The sequence below is a fragment of the Pseudomonas sp. AN3A02 genome (genome assembly GCF_011765255.1).
GTDB lineage: Bacteria > Pseudomonadota > Gammaproteobacteria > Pseudomonadales > Pseudomonadaceae > Aquipseudomonas.
Genome location: NZ_JAARNI010000004.1, coordinates 97,742 through 114,822, shown reverse-complemented (window position 1 = coordinate 114,822; position 17,081 = coordinate 97,742). Strand labels below are relative to the sequence as shown.

Sequence of the window (17,081 nt, the reverse complement as noted above, 5' to 3'; positions counted from 1 at the left end):
GCTCCTACAGTTGTTACAGCTCTAGTTAGCCGAGATCGCCCCGTCCACCAACACCTGCGCCTCTTCCACCAGTTGCTTGAGGTGATCCTCGCCAATAAAGCTCTCGGCGTAGATCTTGTAGATGTCCTCAGTACCCGATGGCCGTGCGGCAAACCAGCCGTTTTCAGTCATCACTTTCAGCCCGCCAATCGCCTGGTCGTTACCCGGCGCGTGGCTGAGGATCTGCTGGATGCTTTCCCCCGCCAACTGCGTGGACGTCACCTGGTCCGGCGACAGCTTGCCCAGCAAGGCTTTCTGCGCGGGGGTGGCCTTGGCATCCACACGAATGGCGAACGGTTCGCCCAACGCGTCAGTCAGCCCACGGTAGATCTGGCTCGGGTCCTGGCCTTTGCGGGAAGTCATCTCTGCGGCCAGCAGCGCCGGGATCAAGCCATCCTTGTCGGTGCTCCACACGCTGCCGTCCTTGCGCAGGAACGACGCACCGGCGCTTTCTTCACCGCCAAAACCGAGGGAGCCGTCGAACAGGCCGTCGGCAAACCACTTGAAGCCCACCGGCACTTCGTACAGGCGACGGCCAATGCGCTTGGCCACGCGATCGATCAGGCCGCTGCTGACCACGGTCTTGCCCACGGCAGCATCAGCACGCCACTCAGGGCGGTTCTGGAACAGGTAATCGATAGACACCGCGAGGTAGTTGTTCGGCGCGAGCAAGCCACCGGATGGCGTCACGATGCCGTGGCGGTCGTGGTCCGGGTCGCAGGCGAAGGCCACGTCGTAACGGTCCTTGAGGCCGATCAAGCCTTGCATGGCGTAGCTGGAGGACGGGTCCATGCGGATCTGGCCGTCCCAGTCGACGCTCATGAAGCGGAAGGTGGAATCGACTTCGGTGTTCACCACGTCCAGGTTCAAGCGATGGTGCTCGGCAATGGCCGACCAGTAGCGCACCCCTGCTCCGCCCAGCGGATCGACGCCCAGGCGCAGGCCCGCGCTGCGGATCGCATCAAAGTCGATGACGTTGACCAAGTCGGCCACGTAGGTGTTGAGGTAGTCGTGACGATGGGTCGTGTCGGCCTTCAAGGCCTGGGCGTGGGTGATGCGCTTGACCCCGGACAGTTTATTGGCCAGCAATTCATTGGCCTTGGCTTCGATCCACTTGGTGATGTGAGTGTCGGCCGGGCCGCCATTCGGCGGGTTGTACTTGTAGCCGCCGCTTTGCGGCGGGTTGTGGGACGGCGTGATCACGATGCCGTCGGCCAGGCCGCTGGTGCGGCCACGGTTGTAGCAAATAATGGCGTGGGAAATCGCCGGTGTCGGGGTGTACTCGTCGCCCTCGGCCAACATCACCTGTACGCCATTGGCGGCCAACACTTCCAGGGCGCTGGCGCCGGCTGGGGTGGACAGCGCGTGGGTGTCCAGGCCGACAAATAACGGGCCGTTGATGCCTTGGGCTTCACGGTAAAGGCAAATAGCCTGGCTGATGGCAAGCACGTGCCATTCGTTGAAGCTCAAGTCGAACGAGCTGCCGCGATGCCCGGAGGTTCCAAAGGCGACGCGCTGGGTGGAGATCGCTGCATCAGGCTGGCCGGTGTAATAGGCCGTTACCAGTCGCGGGATGTCTACCAGCAGTTGAGCTGGTGCCGGCTTGCCCGCAAAAGGACTGAGAGTCATGCATAAACCTCTGAAAGAGAAGGATTCGGAAAAAAGTGCAGTTTACTGAGAGTTGGACTGCTCCGCGACGTTATAAATCCTACAACAATCAGGGAAATTTCATTCGGCGCTGGTCTGTGTCTGCCTCAGCGCCTGAGCCAGCTCACCCAGGGCGTTCTCCAGGTTATGCGCCCCGTCGAAGGTATGGCTCAGCCGCAAATGCTGGCGGTGCAGGCCACTGACGCTGAACAACTCACCCGGCGCGATCACCACCTGCCGGCCGAGCAGGCGCTGGAACACCTGGCGCATGTCCACCGCCGCCGTTGAGCGCAACCAGAAGGTGGCGCCAGCGGCAGGCATTTGGTAGCTCACTTGATCCCCCAGATGCTCGTCCAGGCGCAGGCTCATCAGCCGGGCCTGCTCTTTGAGTTGCGGGCGTAACTCCCGCAGATGCTGGTCGATCCGCCCGCTCAGGTAGAGCCGCGCAATCGCCCGCTGGCGGATAGAGGACAACCGGAACTCGCGCAGCAGGAACAGGCGTTGCAGCTCGCCGCTCAAGTGCCGGGACAGCAAATAACCAAACGGCGCTTCAGGCCCGAGCACTTTCTCGAAGGTGGAAAACACCATCAGCCGCTCGGGGTTCGCCAGGTCCCGCAAGGCAGTGGTTGGCTGCTCGAAGCCCAGTTCGCCATGGCTGTCATTTTCTAACAACCAACAGCCATGCTGGTTCAGCAACCGTACCAAGTGCAGGCGGTCATGAGTGGACAGGACGATGCCTGACGGCTGGCTGATGCCCGAGGAGAGCAACGCCAGTTGAACCGGTTCATTGCTGAGCAATTGCTCGAGCAACCCTTGATCCAGGCCGCCGTCCGCCGTGAACGGTAGTTCCAGGACCTTCACGCCTGCGCCCTGCAACAACCGCAGAATCAACCAGTCACAGGGTGATTCCACAATAACGGCAGCGCCCTTGAGCCCCAGCACCTCAATCAGGATTTCCAGCACTCCGCGCAGATCGGCGCCGATGTACACCTCATCCGCCTGCCAGCAGCGGGTTGGAGACGAGGTGTAGCGTGCCGCGAGTGCCGCGCGCAATTCCCAGACGCCGCACGGCTGCGACCATGGCTGCAAATGGCGCGGGTAGTGACGCAACAGTTCGCGCTCCAGCAACAACAACGCACCGTCCAGAGACGCCCCCAGTGCCGGTTCATCGGCGCTGAGCACCAGCATGCCGGGGCGTCGTGCACTGGCATAGAGGCGCTCCAGCAGGTCACCACTGCTACTGGGCGGCTTATTCAACACCGGCCAGGCGTAATAGCCCGACTTGGCCACCGAATAGACCCGCCCTTCCTTCTCCAGCAACGAGTAAGCGTATTGGATGGTCGAGATCGACACATTCAGGCGCTGAGACAATTGCCGCAATGACGGCAATTTTACCCGGGCGTCGGTGCCGACCTCACTGATGAGGTTGATCATGTAGCGATAAACCGCCTGGTAAGCGAAGTCGGTTTGGCTGTCGTCCTTGAGGTTCATCGCTGTTTACCCGTCGTCACCCCCTCAACGCCCTGCCAGTTGGCAGGTTGCCAGGGCGGGCGCTTCTTGCTGCGGCCCTGCGGCCACACACGCAGCCGCTATGGCAGGCCGCTTGCGATACAGATGTTGCAACAGGTCGATCGGCAATCCGCTGATGTCGATCGCCCATTGCATGAGCATCTCGGCCACCGGCTTGCCTTGCAGCGCCTTGTGCAGCTCGGGCAGTGCCACCAACATGCCGGGGTGGCATTGGCGCAAAAAGCTTTCGAGGCGCTCGCCATGACGGATGAACGGCGAAAACATCAGGCAGTTCAGTTGGTTTTCATCCAGCCCGAACAGCGCCTGGGCGTAGTCGGCCGACAAGGCGCGGCCATCCTGGCTGCCGGCCTGGGCTATCAGCTGCTCGGGAATCTGCTTGCGCCGCATAAACAACGTGGCCTGCTGCACAAAGCCCAAGGCGCCCTCTTCATAGCTCAGTTCCCGCAGGCACTCTGCCTGCAAGCCGCGCAGGTGGGCCATCAGCAATGGGTTCGCGTAGGCTGGATGACTGAAGTGAAAGCCAAACTCTTCCGGCTGATAAGCCAGGAACTGCCGCAACAACGGGCCGGACGGGTATTCGACGGCTTCCATCAGGTCCGCAATGCCGATGTAGGCCAGGGGACGGTCGGTGTCCTTGTCGGACGCATCGACGGCGACATAGTGCTCGCCGTAGACATCGGAGTAATAAGCGCTGCTCCACTCGTCCATGCGCGCGAACAATCCGCTGAGCACCATAGGCTGCCGCGCCGGAACCGCTGCACCCGCCGCCAGCGCAGCCTTTTTCAACCACGCCAGGTACTCGCGTTGCTTGCGTGGGGAATCACCGCTGACCATCGCGTGCACGCCGCCATCCCATGTGCTCACACGCTGATAGAAGTCGCCGAGGGCCAGGTAGGCGTCGTTGCACAGGGTTTGGCGCAGGTCTCCCGAGGTCAGGTGCCCCACCATCAGCATGTTGCGCCGACTGGTATCGCGCGCCGTGGCGGAGGCCGGCCGCAGGTGGTTGAACGGCAACACTTCCTGGTTTTCCACCATCAGCAGTTCCACACGCGGGTCGTCATGCACAAACAGCGCGCTGTAGCCGCGATGCAATGTATCCAGCGCCGTTTGCGTCATGCCTGCGTGGCGCAGTGTGGCGACGCGTAATTGAAAGGTGCGAGGCGCCCGGCCCGCGAGTGTCAGCTGCGCCGCACGCAGCAAGGTCAAGGCGTAGCTGCTGCCAGCGCCAGCGCCGTGAGCGAACAGCACCTTGTATTCACCGATCCGCTCCATGCCGCCTGCCGCCACCACGATTCGTTGAATCAATAATTGAAGCGAGGTGCGTTCTGTTCGAGAAAAATGTCCAACCAAGCGTTGTAATACTTGTTGATAGACATAGTTCATGGCTTGTTCGTGAATAGCGCTCATAGTTCTACTACCTGAGTTGAAATATCAGTGTCGGGCAACCGTTAACTAACGGTGTTTGCCTGACTGTTGTTTCTGTAGGGGCGTTGCAACATGTGACATTCAATGGAGATTAGCACCGCACCCTGCCTGCCAATGGGCGCTTCGGGGCTTCCAGTCCCGGAAACGCGGCACGCTTCGAGTCGGCGGTGCTAACACCGGCGGTCTTAGGATTGTTCTGACAACTTCCTACACCGTCTTAACTTACAAACTAAAGAAGCATCTGACGCAACCAACTTAAATAATGGTTTTTCGCCTGAGCGGGCATACAGCGCTTTATTGGATTTAATGAACGCATGGGGTGACTTCAGATATTCAATCATTGCTCAATCCTTGAGATGAAAGTGAGGGAGCAATTATCAGCGCTTGAATCCTGATTAACAGATACAGAACCGGGCCTGAAACCAGTTCAGATGAGCGCAGGCATCGGGTATCGACCCCCCAGACACGACAACGCCGCACTGGGATTCAGGGCGGCGTGAGGGGCAGCAAGGTGATTTATCGGGCTAAAACGCTGAAGTCCCGATTAAAACGGTGGGCAGGTTAAATCCTGTCAAATGGCGCATTTGCCCCATGCGCCCGGGGGAAGGAATACTCGCTTGAGAATATTCCCACAGATCAAACAGCTTCTACCTGCAAGGCGACGCGCTCACGGCACGGACATTCGTCCATATAACGGTGCGCTTCAACGAACTGGCTGAACGGAAACACCGTGGTCTTCAGCGGTACCAGCACCTTGTCGGCGGTCAGTTGGTTGATGTCACGCAAGGCTCGCTGCAAGGCAACCTGGTCCTGGATGATGCCCAGTTCCGGCTTGCCGGTGAAGTTGCCGATGCAGTGCACAAAGAACTGAATGTTCTTCTGGAACGCCGCGCAGGCCGGAAATGGCGTCTGGTTGCCACCTTGCAGGCCGTACAGCACCAGGCTGCCACGGGGCGCCAACACATCGCCCAGCAGCGACATCTGCGGGCCACCCAAACCATCGAACACCACGTCAACGCCGCGGTTGTCGGTGAACTTGTTGATTTGCATCAGCAGGTCCTGCTCTTCGGTGACGATGACCTTTTCTGCCCCGAGGGACAGCAGGTACTCGCGCTCATCGCTGGTCTTGGTGGCGGCAATCACCCGCACACCCAGGGCTTTACCCAGTTGCACAAACGATGGGCCGGCACAGTGGCTGGCGTCCGTCACCAGGGCAAACTGCCCGGGTTTGACCCGCGCCAAGTCCATGTACGCAAAGTACGCAATCAGCAGCGGCGTGTAGTGCACGCTGGCTTCAATCGGGCTCAAGACGTCCGGGTAACGGGTCAAGGCCGAACGGGGCAGGACGATTTGTTCGCCATACACCGGGTAATCATTCGGGCTCTCGGCCGGGAAGCTGGCGACCTTGTCACCCACCGCCAGGTCGTCGACACCCTCGCCTACGGCCACAACCACACCGGCCATTTCATGGCCCAGGCCTGATGGCAGACGGGCATGCGACGACGCCAGGTTCTGGCGCCACAGAATGTCGTACCAACTGATGCCAATCGCTTCGACGCGCACCTGCACTTCGCCCGATGCGGGCTTAGCGGCTGCATGCTCTTCGCATTTGAGCACCTCGGCCGGACCAAACTTGTGAAAACGGATCGTGCGGGACATCGCAAACCTCGTCAAAGTAACCTCTATTGCCATGAACTCTATCTGGGCTTTCGGAGCAAGGCCACCGGTCGCCATTAATAGTCGACATGCCTGTCATTGATTCCGCACATACGGAAAACGCACCAAGCCATGTAGGAAAACTGAATTAGCCGGTGCAGAGTACCAGCCTTTCCCCGTAAGATTCATGCCGGTCATTGTTCTTATATGACCGCTCCCGTCAAGTTTACTGACGCCGCCTGGGACACAAGATGAACCGTAACGACCTGCGTCGTGTCGACCTCAACCTGTTGATCGTATTCGAAACCTTGATGCATGAGCGCAGTGTGACCCGCGCTGCCGAGAAATTGTTCCTTGGCCAACCGGCCATCAGCGCGGCGTTGTCACGCCTGCGCGGCCTGTTCGACGACCCGTTGTTCGTGCGTACCGGGCGCAGCATGGAGCCTTCGGCCCGTGCGGTCGAAATCTTCGCCCTGCTCTCCCCGGCCCTGGACTCGATTTCCACGGCCGTCAGCCGCGCATCGGAGTTCGACCCGGCCACCAGCACCGCCGTATTCCGCATCGGCCTGTCGGACGACGTCGAATTCGCCCTGCTGCCACTGCTGCTTAAACGCCTGCGGGCCGAAGCCCCCGGCATCGTGCTGGTGGTGCGCCGCGTCAACTACATCCTGATGCCCGGGCTGCTGGCCTCCGGGGAAATCTCCATCGGCGTGAGCTACACCACCGATTTGCCGGCCAACGCCAAGCGCAAGGTCCTGCGCCGCAGCAAGCCGATGCTGCTGCGGGCCGACAGCATGCCTGGGTCCATGAGCCTGGATGACTTTTGCGCCCGGCCCCATGCCCTGGTGTCGTTTGCCGGGGATTTGAGCGGGTTTCTCGATGAAGAGCTGGAGAAGCTTGGCCGCAAGCGCCATGTGGTACTGGCTGTGCCGCAGTTCAATGGACTGGGGACGTTGCTGGCGGGTACCGATATTGTCGCGACCGTGCCGGACTATGCGGCTGAGGCGTTGACTTCAGCGGGTGGCTTGCGGGCGGAAGAGCCGCCGTTGCCAGTGCGTACGTTTGAATTGCACATGGCGTGGCGTGGGTCTCAGGACAATGATCCGGGGGAACGGTGGTTGCGGTCGCGGATTCAGATGTTCTTTGGGGATCCGGACAGCCTCTGACCCATGACTTAACCATCCGTAGAACGCGTCAGCGCCTCCCACTGATCGATATCCCGCAGGGATTGCAGCAGTTTTTCCCGCACATAACCCAGCGCATCACTGCCCAGCAGCAAATGCGCCGGTGGGTTGTCGCTGGCAATCAGCGTCAACATCGCCTGCGCGGCTTTTTGTGGGTCACCCAATTGATGGCCGCTTTTTTCTTCCCGCGCCTTGCGCACCGGATCAAAGCTCGCATCGTAGTCGGCAATGCTGCGGGGCGTGCGCTGCATGGACCGTCCGGCCCAATCGGTGCGAAACGAACCCGGCGCCACGGCCGTGACAAAGATGTTGAACGGCCGGAGTTCTTTGCTCAGGGTGTCGGAGATGCCTTCCAGCGCGAACTTGCTCCCGCAGTAGTAGGCGATACCCGGCATGGTGATGGTGCCGCCCATGGACGTGATGTTGATGATGTGCCCACGGCGGCGCTGGCGGAAGTACGGCACGAAGGCCTTGGTCACGGCAACGGCGCCGAACACATTGACGTCGAACTGACGGCGCATGTCCTCCAGCGGCGACTCTTCAAAAATCCCCTCATGGCCGTAACCCGCATTGTTCACCAGGACGTCCACCGGGCCGAAGCGGGTCTCCACCTCGGCGACGACGCTGTCGATCCGCTCAAAGTCCGTGACGTCCAGAATTACGCCATGGGCGCGTTCCGCCGATAACGCTTCGAACGCCTGCAGGGCCGTCTCATTGCGCACAGTCCCGATGACTCGGTGGCCGGCAGCCAACGCCTCTGCTGCCAGCGCTTTGCCAAAGCCGCTGCTGATGCCGGTGATGAACAGTGTTTTTTGAGTACTCATGAAAAATGGCTCTCGGTGGATGTGCCCCCATGGTAGTCAGGTAAGCACTGTCGACCTATGCCGGTAACTCTATGAGGTTTGCCTATTCCTATTAGCCTCGGGGAGCCTCAATCACGTTCACCTGCTCCGCCAGCAACACCGGCAATTGCAGCTGCAAAAACGCGACCCACGTGCGCACCTTGGCATCCAAAAAACGCCTCGACGGATACACCGCGAAAATGCTGCGCTCCCTTAGCCGATAGTCGGGCAACAGCCGTACCAGCGAACCTTCCCGCAGTGCCGCACTTGCACTGAAAAACGGCAACAAACTGACGCCCATTCCTTCCTGCGTCGCCTTGACCATCGCATCCGCCACGTTGGTCCTGAAGGTGTCCCCCGGCGCAATCGCAACCTCGCCCTCTTCACCTTTGAACACCCAGACATCCTCCTGGAAATCCTGAAGGTGCAAGCGTCGGTGCTGCACCAGTTGCTGCGGACTCTCGGGCACGCCGTATCTGGCCAGATACCCCGGCGCCGCACACAGTACGCTGAACAACTGCCCCACCGTCTGGCTGACCAGCGCTGAATCCGGCAATGAATGGGCGATGGAGATCACCACGTCGTGGCCCTCTTCCAGCGGGTCCGGGTTGTGCTGTGACAGGGTCAGCTCGATGGACACATCCGGATATTGCTCGCTGTAGCGGGCAATCAACGGGGTGATCAGCACGCCAAGCCCGCTCATACAATGCAGCCGCAACCGCCCGCGCGGGTTGAGGTGTGCGCCGCTGGCCTCCGCGGTGGCTTCCCTCACGTCCTCAAGAATGTCGCGACAGCGCAGCAGGAACCGCTCGCCTGAGTCGGTAAGGCTCAGGCGTCGGGTGGTGCGTTGCAACAGGCGGGTCTCAAGGTGTTTTTCCAGCTCGGCGATCAACCGCGACACGTGTGCGCCGGACATGTCCAGAGCCTCGGCCGCCGCAGCAAAGCTGCCTGTGTCGACAACCCGGGCGAACACCTGCATCCCATTGAGCAGATCCATCAGCACTGCCCCTCGATTGCTACCTGATACGTACGAGTCATTCACCTGTTCCTGTCTTTATCCCGCTGTGGCAATCACTAAAATGAACCCTACTCACAGAGGGACTCATCATGAATATCAAATGGCTCAGCTTGATCCTGCTCTTCACCGCCACCGGCGCCATGGCGGCCGGCATCAGTGAAGCGCCGGATATCCAGCGCATTGTTTCACTCACACCCGTGCCCGGCAGTTGCCAGGTAGAACCGGCGACGATGGTTTATCTCGACAGCCAGGGCGTCAGCCACACCGTCAACTACCAGGTCATGGGTACGTGCCAGGGCGGGGTTTAAAGCAGCTTCCAGGTGTAACTGAGGATCAGCCGGTTCTCGTCGATATCGCTGCGGTAGTTTGAACGGGCCATGACGTTACGTACCCGGATGCCCAGGCCGCTCAGCGTGCCGCTTTGCACCACATAGCCGATATCCAGGTCGCGCTCGCGGTCCTTGCCTTCGTAACCGGCGCCGGTGGTCACGTTATTACCAGTGATATAGCGCACGGTGGTGGTCAGCCCCGGTATGCCCAGCGCCGCGAAGTCGTAGTCGTACCGCGCTTGCCAGGAGCGTTCGTCGGTGTAGGCGAACTCGTAGGTGGGCACCTCGTTGCCCAGTGGCGAGATGTTGGCGAAGACCCGTGGGAACGCACTGTCGCCGTACATGGCTTGATAGCCGACGTAGAAGATATGGCCGCCATGCTTGGCCGACAGCAGCGAGAAAAACGCCTGGTTGTCGATCTTGCCGAGCAGTTTGTCGCCGTCTTCCCGGGCATCGTAGTAGCCGAGGTTGGCGCCGAGTATCCAGTCGCCCATCGGCTGGCTGTGCTTGAGGCCCACAAAGTCCTGGCGGTAGATGTCCTTGAGTTGGCCATGCCAGTAGCTGACGCTGGTGCGGTTGGTGTTGAAGGTGTAGTCGCCGCCGACATAGTTGAACGCATCACTTTCTGCCCCGCGTTGCGGCACATGGCCGAGCATGGCGATCATCTTCTCGTCGCCGGCTTCGTTGCGCAGGCTGGTGGTGGTCAAATGCCCGGCCTGTAGCGTCAGGCCCGCGATTTCGCCGGAGCTGACACTCACGCCCTGGTAGCTGGGCGGCAACAGGCGAATGTCACTGAAGGCCAATACCGGCAGGTTGGGTTGCAGTTCGCCAACCTTCAATTCGGTTTTGGAGAGTTTCGCCTTGAAGGTCAGGCCCAAACGGCTGTAGTCGTCCGGGGCACTGCCATCGCCCTTGACCGGGAGCAAGCCGGTATTGGTCCGGTCCGGGCTGCTGTCGAGTTTGAGCCCCAGGGTGCCTAGGGCATCCAAACCAAAACCCACGGGCCCCGGGGTATAGCCGGATTTGTAGGTCAGGATAAAACCCTGGCCCCACTCCTGCGCCTTTGATTGCTTGTTGGCGCCCACGATGTCCGAAAAGTCGCGGCTGAAATAGTAATTGCGGGCCTGCAAGGTGGCTGTGGAGTCTGCGAAAAAACCACCCTCAGCCGCCGTCGCCGCAAGGGGCATGCCCAACAGGGACAGCCAGATACGTTGTGTATTCATGTCGTTGCTCTTAGTTATTGTTATCGACAGTTATTGCGCCGGGGCGGCGACCACCTCTGGCCGGCCTCGACGTTCATTCAGGGCGTACCCCGTCATCGCCAGCACCGCGATAGCCCCAGGAATGGCAAAGGCCATGAAGTTCAGGTGCAGGGGCAACTCAATGCCCATCAGTGCGCCGCCCAACAGCGGACCTACGATGGCGCCCGTGCGGCCAATACCGGAAGCCCAGCCGAGGCCAGTGGCTCGAATGTTCAAGCCATAGAGTTGTGCGGCACCGGCGTACAGCAGGATCTGTGTGCCAATGGTGGTGGCGCCCGCAAAAAAGATCAGCAGATACAAGACCGGCATCGGGCTATTGATCCCCAGCAGGCTGATGGAAACCAGCGCGGCGATGAAGAAGCCGATCACCACCTTCACCAGGTTAAGCCGGTCACACAGCCAGCCGCCGACGAGCGCCCCGGCAATGCCACCAAAGTTCAGCGCCAGCAGGAAGGACAGGCTCGACCCCAAGCTGTAACCGGCACCCGCCATCAGCTTGGGCAGCCAGGAACTCAAGGCGTAAACCATCAACAGGCAGCAGAAAAACGCGACCCAGATCGCCGCCGTCCTCAGGCCCAGTCCATGGCGGAACAACTCCAACACGGAGGCACCTTTGCCTTTTCCGGTGCTGATGTGCAGCTCATCTTCCGGGTTGATCGAAATGTGCGGCGACAGGCGCTTGAGCAGCGCACGCGCCTGCTCCTGTCGGCCCTGACGGATAAGGAACCCGATGGATTCGGGCAGCCAATACACAATCAATGGCATGAGCAGCAGCGGGATGGCCGCCGCGAAGAACATGGACGGCCAACCGAAACGCGGCAACATGAAAATCCCGACCCCGGCCGAGAGCATGCCGCCCAGCGAATAACCGCCGAACATCACTGCCATCAGGATGCTGCGCATTTTCTTCGGCGCGTATTCAGTAATCAGTGCGGCCGCGTTGGGCATCAGCCCGCCGCAGCCAAGCCCGGCGATAAACCGGCAAATACCAAATTCAGTCGGGCTGCTGGCAAAACCGTTAATCACGGTGGCGACGCTGAACAACGCAAAGCAGATGGCGATGCCTTTGCGGCGACCAAACTTGTCCGCCAGGCTACCGAAGATCAGCGCTCCGAACATCATGCCAAACAGGGCGTAACTGCCCAGCGCGCCGGCCTGTAAGGGCGTCAGCCCCCATTCCGTCATGATCGATGGCAAGACCACGCCATAGATAAACAAGTCATACCCGTCAAAGATCAACAGCAAGGCACACAGGCTGACTACCAACCAGTGGAAACGGTTGAAACGGGCGTTGTCGATAATCGAATTAACGTCATGGGTACGCATGGCAATGCTCTCTTTATTGTTGTTGTGAGTCAGTGTCTGCAGGTACAGCGATGGGTCAGCCGAGGTCGCCGCCTCCTACCGGCAAGGTGACGCCCGTGATGTAAGAAGCCTCATCGGAGGCGAGAAACAGAATCGCGCCGGCTTGTTCGTCGATGCTGCCGTAGCGCTTCATCGGGCTGCTGTCGAGGGTCTGGTCGACAATCTGTTGGTACCAGACGCGCTCTTGGTCGCTCTGGGGCTGGCTGTTGCGCGGGATCCGGCGCGGTGGTGCTTCGGTGCCACCCGGCGCGGTGGCATTGACCCGAATGCCGCTGCCGGCGGTCTCCAGGGCCAGGCATGCGGTCAGGGCGTTCACGCCGCCCTTGGCCGCGCCATACGGCACGCGGTTCACCCCACGGGTGGCGACGGACGAGACATTGACGATGGCGCCGCTGCCCTGCTCCAGCATGTAGGGCAGCACGCAATGGCAGCACCACAGCGTCGGAAACAGCGAACGACGCACTTCAGCCTCGATTTCGTTCTCGGCGTAATGTTCGAACGGCTTGGCCCAGATGGTCCCGCCGACGTTGTTGACCAGAATGTCGATACGCCCGAATCGCGCCTTTGCGGCGGCCATCACGCGCGCGCATTCGGCGTGCTGTTCAAGGTCGGCAGTGAGGACCAGCGCCCGCTCATGCTGCAACTCATGCACGAGCTCCGAGCGGTCGACCGCCACCAACCAGGCGCCCTCTTCCAGCAAACGCTCGGCGACACGCCGGCCGATCCCCTGGGCGGCGCCGGTCACCAGCGCGACCTTGGTGTTGAAACGTGGGTTCATGGGGCTTTCCTCAGGCGGCGTCGCCGGTGACGATGGCGTTGGGTGTGAACTTCTCGTAATGGAAGCTGGCGGGCGTTACGCCCTGGTTCTTGAAGTGCTGGCGTACTGCATCGACCATCGGCGGCGGCCCGCACAGGTACACATCCACGTCGCCGTCGTTCAGCACGTCGTCGGCCATGTGTTGGGTGACATAGCCCTGCTGCGGATGCGCTGTCTGTGGGTCGGCCACGCAGCTGACAAAACTGAAATTGGGCAGGCGTTTGGCGAAGGCTTCCAGCACGTCGACCATCACCAAATCCTGATCCCGCGTCACGCCGTAGATCAGCCTGACCGGCCGGGTTTCCCCACGTTCGGCCAGCACTTCGAGCATCGACAGGAACGGCGCCAACCCGGTGCCGCCCGCCAGCAACAACAACGGCCGCGCCACTTCACGCAGGTAGAAACTGCCCAGTGGTCCGGTCATCGGTACGGCGTCGCCCGGCCGGGCGCGGTCCAGCCAGCCACTCATCAGCCCGCCGGGCACATGCTTGATCAGGAAGCTGGCGCGTTTGTCACCGGGCTTGCTGCTGAAGGAATAAGAGCGGGTCTGCCCGCTGTCGGGCACGCCGATATTCACGTATTGGCCCGGCAGGAACACCGGCGCCTGGTCCAGCTCGAAACTCACCTCCAGGGCGGCATCGGCATGCCGGGTAATGCTCGCCACCGTCGCGGCAAACTGCGCGGTGCCGGTCTTGCACGCACCGGACGGCACCGGCACGGCAATCACGCAATCGGATTGCGGCACCATTTGGCAGGTCAGCACCTGGCGCTCGCCGGCTTCATCCTCGCTCAGGGCGTCTTCGATATAGTCGTCGCCCAAGTCATAGGCGCCGGTTTCACAGCGGCATTTGCAGGTGCCGCACACACCGTCCGAGCAGTCCATGGGCAGGTTGATACGTTGGCGAAAGGCCGCGTCGAGGACCTTTTCACCCACCTTGCAGTCGATGAAACGGGTCACTCCGTCCTCGAAGTTCAGGGCAATGGAGTACGTCATGGGCGTGTCCTCAGATGTGGTAGATATCGATGACCTGATGGATGTAGTCGTTTTTCAGCACCACCTTCTTGCGCGTGATCAGCGGCTGTTCGGCGCGGATGTCCAGGCGATAGAACGAGGTGCCGAAGTACGTATCCGTGCTCTTGTAGCGATGGCTGAGGGTTTGCCAGTTGAAACGCAGCTCCACGTGTTGCCCGTCATCGGCCAGCACTTCGAGGTTGGTGATCAGGTGCGCGGTGCGCGGCTCCGGGGTGCTGGCGCTGGAGCGCTCGGTCTTGATCCGGAACACGCGGTCTTCCAGGCCGTCGCGGCTGGGGTAATAGATCAGCGAAATTTCGCTCTGGGGGTCTTCGGTCAGGGTGTCTTGGTCATCCCAGGCCGGCATCCAGTACTCGACCTTGGGTGAATAGCATTCGAGCCATTCGTCCCACTGGCGGTCATCCAGCAGGCGCGCTTCGCGGTACAGAAAGTCCAGCAGGCGGTCGCGGGAAGCACTCATGACAGCACCTCCTTGTCCGTGGCGATCAAGCCTTGCTGCTCACGCTCAATAGCGCGTTGCAGGCTCTGGGCCCAGTGGGCGTGCTGGCGCACGAACAGCCCTTCGTCCTCGGTTTTGACGCCACTTAGCTGCGGGTTCATGCCCATGGCCTTGGCATTTTCGTCGGCGCCTTCCACCCACTGTTTCGCGCCGCGGCTGAGGTCATTCCACAAGGTGGTCGCGCCCTGGTAGCCGGTCTGGCAGGCGCGGAACTCTTCCAGGTCGTCCGGCGTACCCATGCCGCTGACGTTGAAGAAGTCTTCGTACTGGCGAATGCGCGTGGTGCGTTCCTCGGCACTTTCGCCCTTGGGCGCCATGCAGTAAATCGTGACTTCGGTCTTGTCTACCGCAATTGGCCGCACCACGCGGATCTGCGTGGAGAACTGGTCCATCAGGTACACATTCGGGTAGAGGCACAGGTTGCGGGTTTGATCGACGATAAAGTCCGCACGTTCCTGGCCCAGACGCTCGGCCAGCGCTTCACGGTGAGCATGCACCGGGCGCACTTCGGGGTTGAGCAGGCGCGTCCAGAGCAGAATATGCCCGTGCTCGAAGGCATAGACGCCGCCCAGGCTTTTCGACCAGCCATTAGCGTCGACGGTGCGCGTACCTTCGGCTTCGTAGTTGCGGCGGCCCATGGTCGCCGAGTAGTTCCAGTGCACGGAGCTGACGTGATAACCATCGGCGCCGTTTTCGATCTGCAGCTTCCAGTTGCCGTCATACACATACGACGAACTGCCCCGCAGCACTTCCAGGCCCAGCGGTGCCTGGTCGACCATCTGGTCGATGATCACCCGGGTTTCGCCCAGGTAGTCGCTGAGTTCCGGTACCGTCTCGCTGAGGCTGCCGAACAGGAAGCCGCGATAGTTTTCGAAACGGCCAAGGCGCTTGAGGTCGTGGGAGCCGTCACAGTCGAAGCTGTCGGGATAGGCGCCGGTCTTGGCGTCTTTCACTTTGAGCAGCTTGCCGGCGTTGCTGAAGGTCCAGCCGTGGAACGGGCAGGTAAACGAGCCTTTGTTGCCTTGTTTACGGCGGCAGAGCATGGCGCCACGGTGGGCGCAGGCGTTGACCAGGCCGTGCAGCGTGCCTTGCTTGTCGCGGGTGATGACCACGGGCTGGCGGCCAATCCAGGTGGTGAAGTAGTCGTTGATCTCTGGCACCTGGCTTTCATGCGCCAGGTAGATCCAACCGCCTTCGAAAATGTGCTTCATCTCCAGGGCAAACAGGTCGGGGTCGGTGAAGATGTCGCGGCGGCAGCGGAACACCCCGGTGGCGGGATCTTCCTGGACGGAGTCGCGCAGTTGTCGGGCGAGTCGGTCGAATGTGCTGATCATGGGGTAGGCCCTCGGTTGTTCTTGTATCAGGCCCCACCACCTTATGTGCTTGCCCTACCCCTCAATATCCGCTGACTGCAATTCGCTATCCGCCTGGCGCAAGCCGACGCTTCCATGTCTGCGAGGGCAACTCGCCGAAGCGTTTGCGATAGGCTTCGGAGAACCGCCCGAGGTGTACAAACCCGTGATCCAGCGCCACCTCGGTGACGCTGCGCGCCGTGGCCAGTTGCAGCATGGTGTGCACCCGCTCCAGCTTGCGTTGGCGCATGTAGTCCCGGGGCGACAGGCCGACCTGGCGTTCAAACAAGGTATACAGCGACCGCTCGCTGACCCTGGCGATGGCCATCAGTTGTTCGACGCTGATGTCGTCCGTCAGGTGCTCCTCGATAAACTGGCGCACCGCTTCAAAGCCGCCGCCTTGATCGGGCCGCGGGATCACCCGCAGGACGTTACTGGCCAGCAGCGCCAATAACTTATTGGCGACGATGCGCTCATACAGGCCCTGCACTTCCGGCTCGGCGGCGTTTTCGGCCTCGTGGCAGATCAGCCCCAGCAGTTGCAGGAACCCGCCCATTTCAGTGAGTGCATGGCGCGGCGCCGCAAAACGGATGCCCGGCTGCGGTAACGTCCAGTGCTGTTCAAGGCAGGCGTTTTCCAGCAGGCGAACCGGCACTTTGACGATGAATTTTTCGCAGTCGGCGGAATAGGTCAGGTCCACCGGGTCATCCGGGTTGATCAGCAGCACTTCCCCCGGGCCCAGCACCTGCTCTTCGCCACGGGAGTTCGAGCGGCAGTGGCCGTGCAGCAGGATTTGCAGGTGGTAGATGGTTTCCAGCGCCACCGACGTCACCCGCACCGGCGCACCGTAGCTGATGCGGCACAGGTCCAGGCTGGAGAAGGTCCGGTGACTGATGCTCGCCTGCGGGCGGCCCTTGGGGGGCAGGCGGATGCAGTGGCTGCCTACGTGCTGGTTGACGTAGTCGGACACGGCATAGGCATCTGCACGATCGAAAATCTGGCTGCGCTCACTCAATAGCACGGTCATGGTTGCGCCTTTTATTGTTATGGGCCCTGCGTGTGTACTTCACCGCAGAGTGATGC

15 protein-coding genes are annotated in these 17,081 nt (G+C 61.0%); 2 read left to right on the top strand and 13 right to left on the bottom strand.

The features are described from left to right. Window positions 1-21: 21 nt before the first annotated feature. The 4 genes from pgm to HBJ59_RS17650 form a co-directional block, all read right to left on the bottom strand. Window positions 22-1,668, bottom strand: coding sequence for a phosphoglucomutase (alpha-D-glucose-1,6-bisphosphate-dependent) (gene pgm / locus HBJ59_RS17665; protein ID WP_167664258.1), 1,647 nt, complete (start codon window positions 1,666-1,668; stop codon window positions 22-24). Between the two features lie 99 nt (window positions 1,669-1,767). After that, on the bottom strand, window positions 1,768-3,177 hold the full coding sequence (locus HBJ59_RS17660; RefSeq protein WP_076013526.1) for a PLP-dependent aminotransferase family protein: 1,410 nt from the start codon (window positions 3,175-3,177) through the stop codon (window positions 1,768-1,770). Window positions 3,178-3,201: 24 nt separating this feature from the next. Further along, window positions 3,202-4,623 carry a hypothetical protein gene (locus tag HBJ59_RS17655; RefSeq protein ID WP_167664257.1) on the bottom strand — a complete coding sequence of 474 codons (1,422 nt, stop codon included), beginning with the start codon at window positions 4,621-4,623 and terminating at the stop codon, window positions 3,202-3,204. A gap of 654 nt (window positions 4,624-5,277) precedes the next feature. After that, window positions 5,278-6,300, bottom strand: coding sequence for a zinc-dependent alcohol dehydrogenase family protein (locus HBJ59_RS17650; RefSeq protein WP_076013528.1), 1,023 nt, complete (start codon window positions 6,298-6,300; stop codon window positions 5,278-5,280). Window positions 6,301-6,548: 248 nt separating this feature from the next. Here HBJ59_RS17650 and HBJ59_RS17645 point away from each other — a divergent pair, with 248 nt between their 5' ends. After that, window positions 6,549-7,463, top strand: a complete 915-nt coding sequence (locus HBJ59_RS17645) for a LysR family transcriptional regulator (protein ID WP_003217142.1) — start codon at window positions 6,549-6,551, stop codon at window positions 7,461-7,463. Window positions 7,464-7,471: 8 nt separating this feature from the next. Here HBJ59_RS17645 and HBJ59_RS17640 read toward each other — a convergent pair whose 3' ends face one another. Next, the gene (locus tag HBJ59_RS17640; protein ID WP_167664256.1) at window positions 7,472-8,305 is read right to left on the bottom strand and encodes an oxidoreductase; all 834 of its coding nucleotides are present in this window, start codon (window positions 8,303-8,305) and stop codon (window positions 7,472-7,474) included. A 91-nt stretch (window positions 8,306-8,396) separates the two neighbouring features. After that, window positions 8,397-9,320: a LysR family transcriptional regulator gene (locus HBJ59_RS17635; RefSeq protein ID WP_167664255.1), complete on the bottom strand. Its 924-nt coding sequence runs from the start codon at window positions 9,318-9,320 to the stop codon at window positions 8,397-8,399. A 110-nt stretch (window positions 9,321-9,430) separates the two neighbouring features. Between HBJ59_RS17635 and HBJ59_RS17630 the strand changes: the two genes are divergently transcribed. Next, on the top strand, window positions 9,431-9,649 hold the full coding sequence (locus tag HBJ59_RS17630; protein WP_167664254.1) for a DUF2790 domain-containing protein: 219 nt from the start codon (window positions 9,431-9,433) through the stop codon (window positions 9,647-9,649). On the opposite strand, the gene HBJ59_RS17625 is transcribed toward HBJ59_RS17630, so the two are convergent. The 7 genes from HBJ59_RS17625 to HBJ59_RS17595 form a co-directional block, all read right to left on the bottom strand. After that, complete coding sequence (locus HBJ59_RS17625) at window positions 9,646-10,893, bottom strand: OprD family porin (protein ID WP_167664253.1); 1,248 nt, start codon at window positions 10,891-10,893, stop codon at window positions 9,646-9,648. The genes HBJ59_RS17630 and HBJ59_RS17625 overlap by 4 nt on opposite strands. 30 nt (window positions 10,894-10,923) lie before the next feature. Next, window positions 10,924-12,258, bottom strand: coding sequence for an MFS transporter (locus tag HBJ59_RS17620; protein ID WP_076013548.1), 1,335 nt, complete (start codon window positions 12,256-12,258; stop codon window positions 10,924-10,926). A gap of 55 nt (window positions 12,259-12,313) precedes the next feature. Then, the gene (locus HBJ59_RS17615; RefSeq protein WP_167664252.1) at window positions 12,314-13,075 is read right to left on the bottom strand and encodes a 1,6-dihydroxycyclohexa-2,4-diene-1-carboxylate dehydrogenase; all 762 of its coding nucleotides are present in this window, start codon (window positions 13,073-13,075) and stop codon (window positions 12,314-12,316) included. Between the two features lie 10 nt (window positions 13,076-13,085). Continuing rightward, window positions 13,086-14,108, bottom strand: a complete 1,023-nt coding sequence (benC, locus tag HBJ59_RS17610; RefSeq protein WP_076013550.1) for a benzoate 1,2-dioxygenase electron transfer component BenC — start codon at window positions 14,106-14,108, stop codon at window positions 13,086-13,088. Window positions 14,109-14,118: 10 nt separating this feature from the next. Beyond that, window positions 14,119-14,607: a benzoate 1,2-dioxygenase small subunit gene (benB, locus tag HBJ59_RS17605; RefSeq protein ID WP_167664251.1), complete on the bottom strand. Its 489-nt coding sequence runs from the start codon at window positions 14,605-14,607 to the stop codon at window positions 14,119-14,121. Next, window positions 14,604-15,980: a Rieske 2Fe-2S domain-containing protein gene (locus HBJ59_RS17600; RefSeq protein WP_167664250.1), complete on the bottom strand. Its 1,377-nt coding sequence runs from the start codon at window positions 15,978-15,980 to the stop codon at window positions 14,604-14,606. Before HBJ59_RS17600 ends, benB begins: the two co-directional genes overlap by 4 nt. Window positions 15,981-16,065: 85 nt before the next feature. Next, entirely contained in the window at window positions 16,066-17,025 is a 960-nt protein-coding gene (locus HBJ59_RS17595; RefSeq protein WP_076013553.1) for an AraC family transcriptional regulator, read from the bottom strand. Window positions 17,026-17,081 lie beyond the last annotated feature (56 nt).